Here is a 13495-nt window from a genome sequence, read left to right as displayed (position 1 = left end):
TCAGTAGCCGGAGACTTGCAGCAGCCGCGCCTGCCGCAGCTCGGCGAGGCTGGCCGAGCCCGTGCAGAAACAGGCAATCCGCAGCTGCTCGATCAGCACCTCGAAGTGCTGTACCACCGCATCACTGCTGAGCATCGCCGCCTGCAGTACCCCGGCCGCCTGCCCGACCAGATCGGCGCCCAGGCAGATCGCCTTCGCTGCTTCGACCCCGTCGCGGATGCCGCCGGAGGCGATCAGTGGTGTGCCGGGACAGGCCTCGCGCACGGCCTGCAGCGCCTGCGCGGTGGGAATGCCCCAATCGGCGAAGGCCTGGGCGATCGCGCGCTGGCTAACATCGGTGGCTCGCTCGGCTTCCACCGCGGCCCAGCTGGTCCCGCCAGAGCCCGCCACATCGATGGCGGCAACACCGGCGTCGACCAGCTGCCGTGCCACTGTCGCGGATATGCCGGCACCGACTTCCTTGATCACCACAGGCGCAGCCAGGCGGCTGGCAAGCGCTTCGATCGCCCGCAGCACGCCTCGCCAGTCACGATCGCCGCCCGGCTGCACCGCCTCCTGCAACGGGTTCAGGTGCACGATCAGCGCATCGCCGTCGATCATCTCGACCGCGCGGCGCGCCTCATCCACGCCGTAGCCGCGCACCAGCTGCGCGGCACCGAAGTTGGCCAGCAAGAGGATGTCCGGCGCCAGCTGACGCAGCTGCCCAGTCAGGCCCTGATCACCGGCGGTCTCCAGCGCAACCCGCTGCGAGCCGACCGCCATGGCGATACCCAAATGTTGCGCGGCTTCCGCCAGGTGCGCATTGATCGCGGCCGAACGTGCGGCGCCGCCGGTCATCGAGCTGATCAGCAGCGGGGCTCGCAGGCTGCGACCGAACAGCGTGCCTTTCAGGTCGATCTGGTCCAGGTGCAACTCGGGCAGGGCGCAGTGCTCAAAGCGGAATGCGCCGAAACCGGTACCCGTCGCACCGGCTGCCCGCGCCGGGTCCAGGACGATATCCAGATGATCGTTTTTGCGGCTGACCAACGATTGCTTGCTCATGGAAATCGGCTCCCGGGAAGACTTGTTTGGACGTGACGCCCTGAAAAAAGTGCTATGCGATGGCAACGAGTTGTACAGGTTTTTGTCATAACGTCCAATCGTTGTACAACATTGCGCAACCCGGCTGCTCGAACTGGGGCGCCAGCGAGGGCACCGCCATGCAAACGCAGAATTCCCCCGTCCCGCTTCCGCAATGCGACAGCCTGCTGCGCCTGCGCCGGCAGGTCGATGAGCGCCTGGCGCTGCGCCTGCCATTCCCCGAGTCGGAGCTGGACAAGGTCAGCCTGGCCTTGCGCGAAGGCACGCTGGCACCCGGCAAGCGGCTCAGGCCGCTTCTGTTGCTGTTGGCGCTAAGTGATCTGGGCATCGACCCGGATATCGGCCTGGACCCGGCCTGCGCCTTGGAAATGATCCACGCCGCCTCGCTGTTTCTCGACGACATGCCATGCATGGACAACGCCAGCCTGCGGCGTGGACAGCCGACCATTCATCTGCGCTTCGGCGAAGACGTCGCCGTGCTCGCCGCGGTCGCCCTGCTCAGCCATGCCTATGGCATCACCGCCACCGCGCCCCGGCTCACCCCCAGGCAGCGCAACGACGCGGTGGCCATCCTCGCGCGCTCGGTCGGTGCGCAAGGCTTGGTACGTGGGCAGTTCCGCGACCTGCATGGTGCACAAGAAGCACAGCAGCTCGACGCGGTGATCGCCACCAACCAGTTGAAAACCGCCTCGCTGTTCACCGCCGCGCTGGAAGTTGCGGCCCTGCTTGCCGGCGCGGAGCGGACGCGGACACGCCATCTGCAAGGCTTTGCCAACGAGCTGGGCCTGGCCTTCCAGCTGCTCGACGATATCGCCGATGGTCTGACACCCGAGCAGACCGGCAAGAACTGCCAGCAGGATCGGGCCAAGGCCACCGTGGTCTCGCTGCTCGGCCAGCAGGCAGCCGAGCAACAGCTGGCAACTCACCGAGAGGCCGCACTGACCCATCTCGACGCCGCCGGCCTGGGCGATGGCGCACTGGCCGCGCTGATGCGCCAGCTGTTCGGCTGAACGATGGCTCGACCCCGTGTTGACGCTTCATCAGTGCAATGGATGAAGCTAGGCAATGGAAAAGCGCGGTCCTTAGACTCGGGCGGATGAAAACGGAGGTTGACCATGACCGAGACCCTGCTCTGCCCGCGTAACCTGGCGTTCGAACTCTACGAAGTGCTGGACGCCGAGGCCCTGACCCGCCGCGAGCACTTTGCCGATCACAGCCGCGAAACCTTCGACGCCGCCATCGGCACCGCGCGGACCATCGCCGAGAAATACTTCGCGCCGCACAATCGCAAGTCCGACGAGCACGAGCCGCAGTACGTCAACGGCGAAGCGGTGCTGATTCCCGAGGTCAAGCCAGCGGTGGACGCCTTTATCGAGGCGGGCTTCCACAACGCCCAGCGCAGCTTCGACGACGGCGGCATGCAGCTGCCGAACCTGCTGTCGCGGGCCTGCTTCGCGCATTTCCAGTCGGCCAACATCGCCACCAGTTCCTACCCGATGCTGAGCATGGGCGCCTCGCACCTGATCGAGACCTTCGGCTCGGAAGAGCAGAAGCAGCGCTTCCTGCAGCCGATGCTCGAAGGCCGTTTCTTCGGCACCATGGCACTCACCGAGCCGCATGCCGGCTCCTCGCTGTCGGACATCCGCACCCGCGCCGAACCGGCGGGCGACGGCAGCTATCGGCTCAAGGGCAACAAGATCTTCATTTCCGGCGGCGACCATCCGCTGTCGGAAAACATCGTGCACATGGTGCTGGCCAAGCTGCCGGACGCGCCCCCCGGAGTGAAGGGCATCAGCCTGTTCATCGTGCCGAAGTTCCTGGTCAACGACGACGGCAGCCTCGGCCAGCGCAACGACGTGCTGCTCGCCGGGCTGTTCCACAAGATGGGTTGGCGCGGCACCACCAGCACCGCGCTGAACTTCGGTGACAACGGCAACTGCGTCGGTTACCTGGTAGGCGAGCCGCACAAGGGCCTGGCCTACATGTTCCAGATGATGAACGAGGCGCGCATCGGCGTCGGCATGGGCGCGATCATGCTCGGCTACGCCGGTTACCTCTATTCGCTGAACTACGCCCGCGAGCGCCCGCAGGGCCGCCTGCCGGACGGCAAGGACCCGGCCTCAAGCCAGGTGCCGATCATCGAGCACACCGACGTCAAGCGCATGCTGCTGATGCAGAAGGCCTACGTCGAAGGCGCCTTCGATCTCGGCCTGTACTCGGCACGCCTGGTGGACGACGAGCACACCGCCGAGAGCGAGGAGGAGCGGCGCAATGCCAGCGAGCTGCTCGACCTGCTGACACCGATCGTCAAATCCTGGCCGTCGGAGTACTGCCTGAAAGCCAACGAGCTGGCGATCCAGATTCTCGGCGGGCATGGCTACACCCGCGAATACCCGGTGGAGCAGTACTACCGCGATAACCGCCTGAACCCGATCCACGAAGGCACCCACGGCATCCAGTCGCTGGACCTGCTCGGCCGCAAGCTGATGCAGAACAAGGGCGCCGGCCTGCGCCAACTGCTTGGGCTGATCCAGGCCAGCTGCGCACGCGCCGCCGAATACGACTCGTTGACCGCCCTGCGCAAGCCGCTGGAGCAGCATATCGCCCGCCTCACCAGCGTCACCCAGGCCCTGCTCGGCGATCTCGCAGCGGGCAAGGTGAACCAGGCGCTGGCCAACTCGGCACTGTATCTGAAGGTGTTCGGCCATGCGGTGATCGGCTGGCGCTGGCTGGAACAGGCCCTGCGCGCCGAACGCGGACTCGCCGAGGGCAACGCCGCAGACGCCGACTTCTATCGCGGCAAGCTGCAGGCGGCGCGTTACTTCCTGACCTGGGAAGTTCCGGCCTGCGAGCCCGAACTGGCCATCCTCGAAGCACGCGACGACACCTGCCTGACCATGCAGGACGCCTGGTTCTAGGGCATCGCGTACAACACGTACGGCGCCCCGCTCATGCGGGGCGTTTTTTTTACAGCCTGCCAAATCATCGGGTTAGAATCGCTGGCATATCCCGTGCATGAGCGCGAGGCGGCATTCTCTGACGGAGACCTGATTTGGACCTCGGCAACCTCAACCACCTGTTCTTTATCGGTGCCTTGTTGGTGGCTGCGAGCATCCTGATGAGCTCATTGTCGAACCGCCTCGGCGTACCGATCCTGGTCATCTTTCTTGCCGTCGGCATGCTCGCTGGGGTCGACGGCGTTGGCGGTATCGTCTTCGGCGATTACCAGCTGGCCTTCATTATCAGCAACCTGGCGCTGGCGGTGATCCTGCTCGATGGCGGCATGCGCACCCGCACCGCCACCTTCCGCGTTGCACTGAAACCGGCGTTCTCTCTGGCGACCCTGGGCGTGGCGATCACCTCCGGATTGACCGGGCTGGCCGCCGCCTGGCTGTTCGATCTGCCGCTGCTGCAGGGGCTGTTGATCGGCGCCATCGTCGGCTCCACCGATGCCGCGGTGGTGTTCAATCTGCTCAACGGCAAGGGACTCAACGAGCGGGTCGGTTCGACCCTGGAGATCGAGTCGGGCAGCAACGACCCGATGGCGATGTTCCTCACCGTCGCCCTAATCGACATGCTGCTCGCCGGCCGCACCACCTTCGGCTGGGACTTCCTTCTCACCCTGTTGCAGCAGTTCGGCATCGGCACCGTGCTCGGTCTGCTTGGCGGCTGGCTGTTGCTGCAACTGATCAATCGCCTGTCGGTGGCCGACGGCCTTTACCCGCTGCTGGCAGTGGCCGGCGGCCTGATGATCTTCGCGCTGTCCGGCGCCATCGGCGGCAGCGGCATCCTGGCGATCTACGTGTGCGGTCTGTTGCTGGGCAACCGGCCGATCCGCAATCGCCACGGCATCTTGCACATGTTCGACGGCCTGGCCTGGCTCAGCCAGATCAGCATGTTCCTCGTGCTCGGCCTGCTGCTCACCCCCAGCGAGCTGCTGCCCATCGCGCTGCCGGCCTTGGCCCTGTCGCTGTGGATGATCCTCTTCGCCCGGCCGCTGGCGGTGTTCGTCAGCCTGCTGCCGTTTCGCAGCTTTCACCTGCGCGAGCGCCTGTTCATTTCCTGGATCGGCCTGCGCGGCGCGGTGCCGGTGATCCTCGCGGTGTTCCCGCTGATGGCAGGGCTGGAAAACGCGCAGTTGTTCTTCAATGTGGCGTTCTTCATCGTGCTGGTGTCGCTGTTGCTGCAGGGTTCGACCCTGGCCTGGGCGGCGAAGAAAGCCAAGGTGGAAGTACCGCCCTCGCCGATGCCGGTTTCGCGTAGCGGTCTGCAGGTGCACACCACCAGCCAGTGGGAGATGTTCGTCTACCGCCTGAGCGCCAGCAAATGGTGCGTCGGCGCCGCGCTGCGCGAGCTGAAGATGCCGCCCGGCACACGCATCGCCGCACTGTTCCGCGGCAAGGAACTGCTGCACCCCTCCGGCAGTACCCGGCTGCAGGTCGACGACATTCTCTGCGTGATCGGCCACGACGAAGATCTGCCGGCGCTCGGCAAGCTGTTCAGCCAGGCGCCCACGCGCGGCCAGGATCTGCGTTTCTTCGGTGATTTCATCCTCGAAGCCGACGCTCAGCTCAGCGCCATCGCGGCGCTCTACGGCCTCAAGCTCGGCGAGGTGGATGGCAACCAGACGATCGGCGCCTTCATGGCCGAGCAGGTCAGTGGCAATCCGGTGGTCGGTGACCAGGTCGAATGGAACGGCCTGACCTGGACCGTGGCGGCGATGGAAGCCGGCGAAGTGCGCAAGGTCGGCCTCAAATTCCCGGAAGGCGACAAGCCCGGTCCGCAGCTGATGTTCTAGCGGGCGTCCAGCCGGCGAGCAGCGCGGCAACCGCCCGTCCGTCGGTCAGTTGCGCGGTACTCGCGCAGAACTGGCGCAGCCCGTAGACTTTCGCCCTCTCTGGTCATCCGCCTACGTCACGCCCCCATGTCACTTCTGCGTACCCTGCTGTTCTCGACGATCTGTTTGTTCGTCGCTCCCCTGCACGCCCAATCGCTGGATAGCCTGACTGGCACACCGCCGGCCACCGAAGGCGAGGCGAAACCTGCGCAACTGTCGCTGGGCGAGCAAACCCAACGCATGGTTCAGCAGACCGAAACCAGCAACAAGCGCGCCGAGGACCTGAAGGCGCTGCTGGCCCAGGCCCCCAAGGAGATCGCTGAGGCGCAGCGCGAACTGGCCAAGCTCAAGGCCAGTCCGGATGAAGACCCGGCGCAGCGCTACGCCAAGCAATCGGTCGAAGCGCTGGAGCAGCGTCTGAGCGCGCGGGTCGAAGAACTCTCCGAATGGCAGAAGCAGTTCAGCGCTGCCAACAGCATGATCATCACCGCGCAGACCCGCCCGGAGCGCGCCCAGGCGCAGATCAGCACGGCGCAGACGCGTATCCAGGAAATCAACAATCTGCTCAAGAGCGGGCGCGAGTCAGGCAAGCCGCTGAGCGAGGAACGCCGGGGGCTGCTGGACGCCGAAATCGTCTCGCTCAGTGCGCAGATCGATCTGCGCCGCCAGGAACTGGCCGGCAACAGCCTGCTGCAGGACCTGGGCAAGGCACGCCGTGACCTGCTCGCCGAGCGCATCGCCCGCGCCGAGCAGGACACCCAGGCGCTGCAGAGCCTGATCAACGAAAAGCGCCGCGCAGAATCGGAACAGACCGTGGCCGAATTCTCGGCACGGGTGCAGCAGGCCGGTTCAGACAAGCTGCTTGCCGCCGAGAGCGCCGAGAACCTCAAACTGTCCGACTACCTGCTGCGCGCCACCGAGCGCCTCAACCGCCTCAATCAGCAGAACCTCAGAACCCGCCAGCAGCTCGACACCCTCAACCAGACCGACCAGGCGCTGGAAGAACAGATCGCCGTGCTCGAGGGCAGCCTGCTGCTGTCGCGCATTCTCTACCAGCAGAAGCAAGCCTTGCCGAGCCTGCAACTGGACAAGAATCTCGCCGACGAAATCGCCGATATCCGTCTCTATCAGTTCGAACTCAACCAGCGCCGCGAGGCCGCCGGCAACCCCGCGGCCTACGTCGAACAACTGCTGGCACAGCAGAAGGAAGACGAAATCACGCCTGAGCTGCGGCGCACGCTGATGGACCTGGCGACCACCCGCAGCGAACTGCTGGATCGCCTAAACCGGGAACTGGACGCCCTGCTCAACGCCTCGATCACCCTGCAGCTGAATCAGAAACAGTTGCAGGACACCGCGCGCACCCTGAGCGATACCCTCGACGAGCAGATGTTCTGGATTCCGAGCAACAAGCCGCTGGATCTCGGCTGGCTGCAGGGGTCGGTACAGCGCCTGAAAGCCCAGCTGGCGGCGATGCCGTGGCTTTCGGCAATCCAGGAACTGGGCGCCGGGCTCAAGGAGCGCCCGCTGTTCTTCCTGCCGTTGCTGTTGCTGATCGCCGGGCTGCTCTGGTGGCGCAAGACCATCGACGCCAAGCTCAGCTCACTGAGCGAGCAGATCGGCCACTTCCGCAACGACAGCCAGCTGCACACGCCGCTGGCGCTGCTGCTCAACCTGTTGCTGGCGCTGCCCGGCGCACTGTTCCTGGCGCTGTGCGGCTACCTGTTGCAGATGGACGCCCGCGGGCAGAACTACGTGCTTGGCGCTGCGCTGTACGAAATGGCCCAGGCCTGGCTGGTGTTCTACAGCGCCTACCGGATGCTCTCGCCAGGCCGCGTGGCCGAACTGCATTTTGGCTGGTCACGGCCGCAGGTGGCGTTCCTGCGTGACGAGATCCGCCGCCTGGGCATGATCGTCATGGCCCTGGTCGCCGTGGTCAGCGTGGCCGAACACCAGCCAGCGCGGTTGGCCGACGACGTCCTCGGCATCCTCGTGGTGCTGGCCTGCTTCGCGTTGATGAGCTGGCGTCTCAATCGTCTGCTGCTCAAGGGGCCGTCGAGCCAGAACGCGCCGCCGCTGCGCCTGATGATCGGCCTGCTGTTCAGCATGCTGCCGATCGCGCTGATCGTCGCGGTGGGCTTCGGCTACTACTACACCGCACTGAAGCTCACCGACCGCCTGATCGATACGCTCTACCTGCTGATGATCTGGATCGTCGTCGAGGCGGCGCTGATCCGCGGACTGACCGTAGCCGCGCGGCGTCTGGCCTACAAGCGCGCACTGGCCAAGCGTCAGGCGCAGACCGAAGAACCCGGCGACCCGGTAGAAACCCAGGGCGAGCCGGGGCTGGATATCGAACAGGTCAACCAGCAGTCCCTGCGCCTGACCCGCATGACCATGTTCGGCGTGTTCCTGGTGGCGCTGTACTGGGTCTGGTCGGACCTGATCTCGGTAGTGTCCTACCTGGACAACATCACCCTCTACGAATACACCAGCGGCAGCGGCGATGCCCTGACCACCGCGGCGATCAGCCTGAACAACCTGCTCGGCGCGCTGTTGATCATCGCCATCACCGTCGCCCTGGCGCGCAACCTGCCCGGCCTGCTGGAGGTCATGGTGCTGTCCAAGCTGCGCCTGGCCCAAGGCAGCGCCTATGCCACCACTACCCTGCTGTCGTACGCGCTGGCCGGCTTCGGCATCGTCGCCACGCTGTCCACCCTCGGCGTCAGCTGGGACAAGCTGCAATGGCTGGTGGCCGCACTTTCGGTCGGCCTTGGCTTCGGCCTGCAGGAGATCTTCGCCAACTTCATTTCCGGCCTGATCATCCTCTTCGAGCGCCCGGTACGCATCGGTGACGTGGTGACCATCGGCAACCTGTCGGGCACGGTCAGCCGGATCCGCATCCGCGCCACCACCATCACCGATTTCGACCGCAAGGACATCATCGTCCCGAACAAGACCTTCATCACCGGCCAGCTGATCAACTGGTCGCTGAGCGACACCGTCACCCGCGTGACGCTGAAGGTCGGCGTGGCCTACGGCTCGGACCTTGAGCAGGTGAAGACCCTGCTCTACAAGGCCGCCCAAGCCAACCCGCGCGTACTCAAGGATCCAGAGCCGCAGGTGTTCTTCCTCAACTTCGGTGAAAGCACCCTGGATCACGAACTGCGCATCCACGTGCGCGATCTCGGCGACCGCAACCCGGCCACCGACGAGATCAACCGCTTCATCGACCGCGAGTTCAACAAGGCCGGCATCAACATCGCCTTCCGCCAGGTCGACGTGTTCCTGAAGAATTTTGCCGGTCAGCAGCTGCAATTGAGCGCCACGCCCAAGCCCGCCGACGAACAGAAGCCGTCGACCGACGATCGCGGCTGAGGAACACTCAGCCAGCTCGCGGCCTCCAACGTCCTGAACATGCCCGGCACCGGCCGGGCCATTGCTGCTGTACGCCGTGCCGGAGGCATCTTGAAAAGCCTGACCCAACTGACCTTCGACAATCGCTTCGCCCGTCTCGGCGACACCTTTTCCACCGAGGTGTCGCCGCAGCCGCTGAGCGATCCGCGCCTGGTGGTTGCCAGCGAAGCGGCGATGGCGCTGCTGGATCTGGCCCCGGCCGAAGCCGAGCAGCCGCTGTTCACCGAGCTGTTTTCCGGGCACAAGATCTGGTCCACGGCCGAACCGCGCGCCATGGTCTATTCCGGCCACCAGTTCGGCAGCTACAACCCGCAACTCGGCGATGGCCGCGGACTGCTGCTCGGCGAGGTCGTCAACGAAGCGGGCGAATACTGGGACCTGCACCTCAAGGGCGCCGGCAAGACGCCCTACTCGCGCATGGGCGATGGCCGCGCGGTGCTGCGCTCATCGATCCGCGAGTTCCTGGCCAGCGAACACCTGCATGCGCTGGGCATTCCCAGCTCTCGTGCGCTGTGCGTCACCGGCTCGGACTCACTGGTCTACCGTGAGCGCCCGGAGCGCGGCGCCATGCTGCTGCGCCTGGCGCCCAGCCACGTGCGCTTCGGTCACTTCGAGTTCTTCTACTACACCCGCCAGCACGCCGAACTGAAGCAGCTGCTCGAGCACGTCATCGAGGCGCACTTTGCCGAGCTGCTCGAACACCCCGAGCCCTTCCATGCGTTCTTCCGCACGGTGCTCGAGCGCACCGCCGCGCTGATCGCCCGCTGGCAGGCCTACGGGTTCTGCCATGGGGTGATGAACACCGACAACATGTCGATCCTCGGCATCACCTTCGATTTCGGCCCCTACGCCTTCCTCGACGACTTCGATGCGCGCTTCATCTGCAACCATTCGGACGACACCGGCCGCTATTCCTTCGAGAATCAGGTGCCCATTGCCCACTGGAACCTGGCCGCGCTGGCGCAGGCGCTGACACCTTTCGTCGAGGTGAAGGTGCTGCGCGAAACCATGGAGCTGTTCCTGCCACTGTACGAGGCCGAATGGTTGGACCTGATGCGCCGGCGCCTGGGTTTCGCCCAGGCCGAAGCAGCTGACGATGCGCTGGTGCGCCGTCTGTTGCAGCTGATGCAGGCCAGTGCCGTCGACTACACGAATTTCTTTCGCGAACTGAGCGAGAGCCCTGCCGAGCAGGCGGTACGCCGGCTACGCGAGGACTTCGTCGATTTGCAGGGGTTCGATGCCTGGGCGGCGGATTACTGCACCCGCACGGCATTGGAGGGCGGCGATCCAGCCGAGCGGCAAACGCGGATGCAGGCGGTGAACCCCAAGTACATCCTGCGCAACTACCTGGCGCAGCAGGCCATCGAGGCCGCGGAGAAAGGCGACTACGCCCCGGTACGCGAGCTGCACACCGTACTTGCCCGGCCCTTCGAGGAACAGCCCGGCATGCAGCGCTACGCCGAACGGCCACCGGAATGGGGCAAGCATCTGGAAATCAGCTGTTCGTCCTGAGGATGGACAGGCGATAGAGGCCAGCCGACAGGCTTCGGCTATTCGCCCAGCGGCAGCAGGACGCGGAACTGCGAACCCTGCCCCTCCACGCTCTGCACCTGGATGCGGCCGTTGTGTGCGCGGACGATCTGGTCGGCGATAAACAGGCCCAGCCCCAGGCCAGCGCTGCCTTCGCTGCCCTCGGCGCGCTCGAACTGGCAGAAGATGCGCTCCAGGCTCTGTGGGCTGATGCCGATGCCGTGGTCGCGCACCTCGATGCAGGCACCTTCTGCGCATGAGGTGACGCTGACCTGCACCGGCTTGCCGGCACCGTAACGCATGGCGTTGGTCAGCAGGTTGGCCAGCACCTGCTCGATGCGGAAAGCGTCCCACACGCCGATGATCGACTCGGCCCGCTCCAGTCGCAGCTCGCAACCGCAGGCTTCCATCTGCGCGGCGAAGCTCTCCACGACATTACCGACCAGCTCGGCAAGGTCGGTGCGACTCGGACGAATCGACAACTTGCCGGTGCGGATGCGCGAAACATCGAGCATGTCGTCGATCAGGCGGATCAGACTCTGGACCTGCCGCTCGTCCTTGTCGACCATGTTGCGCAGCCGCTCTTCGCTGAAGGCCGCGAGGTTGTTGCGGCCGAGCTGCAGCTTGCGCAGCTGCACCTCGAGAATCAGCGTGTTCAACGGCGTTTTCAGCTCATGGGAGACGATCGACATGAAATCGTCACGCATGCGCACTGCATCTTCAAGCTCGGCCTTGGTGCTGCGCAGTTCATCAAGCAACACTTCCTGTTCGCGACGGCTACGCTCCAGCGCTTCGAGCTGACGCGCCAGGCGTTTGCGGCTGCGGTACAGGTCGACGAACACGCTGACCTTGCTGCGCACCGCATGGGCATCCAGCGGTTTGTGCATGAAATCCACCGCACCGCTCTCGTAGCCCTTGAAGGCGTAATTGAGCTCGCGGCCGGCCGCGCTGACGAAAACGATCGGGATCTGCTTGGTGCGCTCGGTGCCGCGCATCAGCTCGGCCAGCTGGAAACCGTCCATGCCGGGCATCTGCACGTCGAGAATGGCCAGGGCGAACTCGTATCGCAGCAACAATTCGAGCGCCTGCTCGGCCGACTCGGCCTGATGCACCCGCACGCCTGGCGCCTGCAACAAGGCATCCAGCGCCAGCAGGTTCTCCGGCAGGTCATCGACGATCAGCAGGTTCACCTCGTCGGCACGGTCGGGCATGGTCACTCCAGTTCTCGCAACAAACGGTGGATGTCGCGCAGAGGCAAGATGAAATCCGGTGCGAAGCGCTGCAGGGCGGCGCGTGGCATGGTCGGCACCGCCGCTTCGGCGGGGTCCTGGATCACGGTCAAACCGCCGCAGCGGTGAATCGCCTCGAGACCGGCAGCGCCGTCCTCGTTGGCGCCGGTCAGCAGAACACCGGCGACCTGCGCGCCCCAGGTATCGGCTGCCGATTCGAACAGCACGTCGATCGACGGGCGGGAAAAATGCACCGCATCGTCCTGGCTCAGCGACAGGCTGCGGTCATTCTCGACCAACAGGTGATAACCGGGTGCGGCAAAGTACAGCATTCCGCAGCGTAACTGGTCCTTGTCGTTCGCTTCCTTGACCTGCAGCCGGGTTCTGCGAGCGAAGATCTCGGCCAGATGAGTGGGTCCGCTGGCAGGTATGTGCTGGACCACCAGAATCGGTGGACGGTAACCGCTGGGCAGGCCTTCGAGCACCATGCCAAGCGCCTCCAGCCCACCGGCGGACGCACCGATCACTACCGCCTCGATGGGCGGCTGGCGTCTCGCCTGAAGAAGCGCCTGCGCGGGGCTGCTCATAGCTTGCGGAAGATCCTTTCCGATTTGTCGAACGGCTCGTAGTAGCTGGCGTAGCCGGAAAACTCGACGGTTTCCTTGCTGCCGAGGCCGAGAAAACCCCGATGGCAGAGCGATTCGTGAAACAACCCGAAGGCACGATCCTGCAGCGGCTTGTTGAAATAGATCAGCACGTTGCGGCAGGAGATCAACTGCGTTTCGGAAAATACGCTATCGGTCGCCAGGCTATGGTCGGCAAACGTAACCTTTTCTTTCAGCGCCTTGTCCATGATCGCCGAGTCGTAGGCGGCGGTGTAATAGTCGGAAAAGCTGCGCGTGCCGCCGGCCTGCTGATAGTTGGCCGTGTACTGGCGCAGGTGGTCGATGGCGAAGATGCCCTGGCGCGCCTGCTCCAGCGAACGCGGGTTGATGTCGGTGGCATAGATGATCGAGCGCTCCAGCAGACCTTCCTCCTTGAGCAGGATGGCCATCGAGTAGACCTCTTCCCCGGTGCTGCAACCGGCGATCCAGATCTTCAGCGACGGATAGGTGCGCAGCACCGGCACCACATGCTCGCGCAGCGAGCGGAAGTAGCTCGGGTCGCGGAACATCTCACTGACCGGAATGGTGAGGTACTGCAGCAGCTCCATGAAGGCCTGCGGGTCGTAGAGAATCTTGCGCTGCAGTTCCGAGATGCTGTCGCAGTTCAGCTGCTTGAGCGACAGCAACACCCGGCGCTTGAGCGAGGCGCCGGAGTAGTCGCGAAAATCGTAGCTGTACTTGAGGTAGATGGCCTCGATCAGCAGCTTGAGTTCGATCTCGACATTACGGTCGGGCAT

9 protein-coding genes are annotated in these 13495 nt (G+C 64.8%); 5 read left to right on the top strand and 4 right to left on the bottom strand.

Translation table 11 applies throughout. The features are described 5' to 3' along the window. Positions 1 to 1041, bottom strand: coding sequence for a type 2 isopentenyl-diphosphate Delta-isomerase (gene fni, locus BHD08_RS02370; protein ID WP_125020675.1), 1041 nt, complete (start codon positions 1039 to 1041; stop codon positions 1 to 3). A 158-nt stretch (positions 1042 to 1199) separates the two neighbouring features. On the opposite strand from fni, the gene BHD08_RS02365 reads away from it, so the two are divergent. The 5 genes from BHD08_RS02365 to selO all read left to right on the top strand — a co-directional run bounded on the left by BHD08_RS02365 (position 1200) and on the right by selO (position 10846). After that, positions 1200 to 2090, top strand: coding sequence for a polyprenyl synthetase family protein (locus BHD08_RS02365; RefSeq protein WP_125020674.1), 891 nt, complete (start codon positions 1200 to 1202; stop codon positions 2088 to 2090). A gap of 105 nt (positions 2091 to 2195) precedes the next feature. Continuing rightward, the gene (locus BHD08_RS02360; RefSeq protein ID WP_125020673.1) at positions 2196 to 3998 is read left to right on the top strand and encodes an acyl-CoA dehydrogenase; all 1803 of its coding nucleotides are present in this window, start codon (positions 2196 to 2198) and stop codon (positions 3996 to 3998) included. A gap of 134 nt (positions 3999 to 4132) precedes the next feature. Further along, positions 4133 to 5878 (top strand): potassium/proton antiporter, encoded by a 1746-nt coding sequence (locus BHD08_RS02355; protein WP_125020672.1) that lies wholly within the window; start codon positions 4133 to 4135, stop codon positions 5876 to 5878. A gap of 126 nt (positions 5879 to 6004) precedes the next feature. After that, on the top strand, positions 6005 to 9295 hold the full coding sequence (mscK, locus tag BHD08_RS02350) for a mechanosensitive channel MscK (protein ID WP_125020671.1): 3291 nt from the start codon (positions 6005 to 6007) through the stop codon (positions 9293 to 9295). A 90-nt stretch (positions 9296 to 9385) separates the two neighbouring features. Beyond that, the gene (selO, locus tag BHD08_RS02345) at positions 9386 to 10846 is read left to right on the top strand and encodes a protein adenylyltransferase SelO (protein WP_125020670.1); all 1461 of its coding nucleotides are present in this window, start codon (positions 9386 to 9388) and stop codon (positions 10844 to 10846) included. Positions 10847 to 10884: 38 nt separating this feature from the next. Here the strand turns inward: selO and BHD08_RS02340 are convergent, their stop codons facing one another. Genes BHD08_RS02340 through BHD08_RS02330 form a run of 3 tightly spaced genes read right to left on the bottom strand, consistent with a single transcriptional unit; the run spans position 10885 to position 13495 of the window. Next, positions 10885 to 12075, bottom strand: coding sequence for a hybrid sensor histidine kinase/response regulator (locus BHD08_RS02340; RefSeq protein WP_125020669.1), 1191 nt, complete (start codon positions 12073 to 12075; stop codon positions 10885 to 10887). Positions 12076 to 12077: 2 nt separating this feature from the next. Next, complete coding sequence (locus BHD08_RS02335) at positions 12078 to 12680, bottom strand: chemotaxis protein CheB (protein WP_015275398.1); 603 nt, start codon at positions 12678 to 12680, stop codon at positions 12078 to 12080. Further along, complete coding sequence (locus tag BHD08_RS02330) at positions 12677 to 13495, bottom strand: protein-glutamate O-methyltransferase CheR (protein WP_125020668.1); 819 nt, start codon at positions 13493 to 13495, stop codon at positions 12677 to 12679. The genes BHD08_RS02335 and BHD08_RS02330 overlap by 4 nt, the downstream gene beginning before the upstream one ends.

It is taken from the genome of Pseudomonas sp. SCT, from assembly GCF_003864275.1.
GTDB lineage: Bacteria > Pseudomonadota > Gammaproteobacteria > Pseudomonadales > Pseudomonadaceae > Stutzerimonas > Stutzerimonas stutzeri_AE.
This window is presented reverse-complemented; position numbering and strand designations above follow the sequence as displayed.

Bases quoted from the DNA above. Each gene is read 5' to 3' on its own strand.
- fni (WP_125020675.1), bottom strand. From the start codon at position 1,041: ATGAGCAAGCAATCGTTGGTCAGCCGCAAAAACGATCATCTGGATATC.
- BHD08_RS02365 (WP_125020674.1), top strand. From the start codon at position 1,200: ATGCAAACGCAGAATTCCCCCGTCCCGCTTCCGCAATGCGACAGCCTG.
- BHD08_RS02360 (WP_125020673.1), top strand. From the start codon at position 2,196: ATGACCGAGACCCTGCTCTGCCCGCGTAACCTGGCGTTCGAACTCTAC.
- mscK (WP_125020671.1), top strand. From the start codon at position 6,005: ATGTCACTTCTGCGTACCCTGCTGTTCTCGACGATCTGTTTGTTCGTC.
- BHD08_RS02340 (WP_125020669.1), bottom strand. From the start codon at position 12,075: ATGCCCGACCGTGCCGACGAGGTGAACCTGCTGATCGTCGATGACCTG.
- BHD08_RS02335 (WP_015275398.1), bottom strand. From the start codon at position 12,680: ATGAGCAGCCCCGCGCAGGCGCTTCTTCAGGCGAGACGCCAGCCGCCC.
- BHD08_RS02330 (WP_125020668.1), bottom strand. From the start codon at position 13,495: ATGCCCGACCGTAATGTCGAGATCGAACTCAAGCTGCTGATCGAGGCC.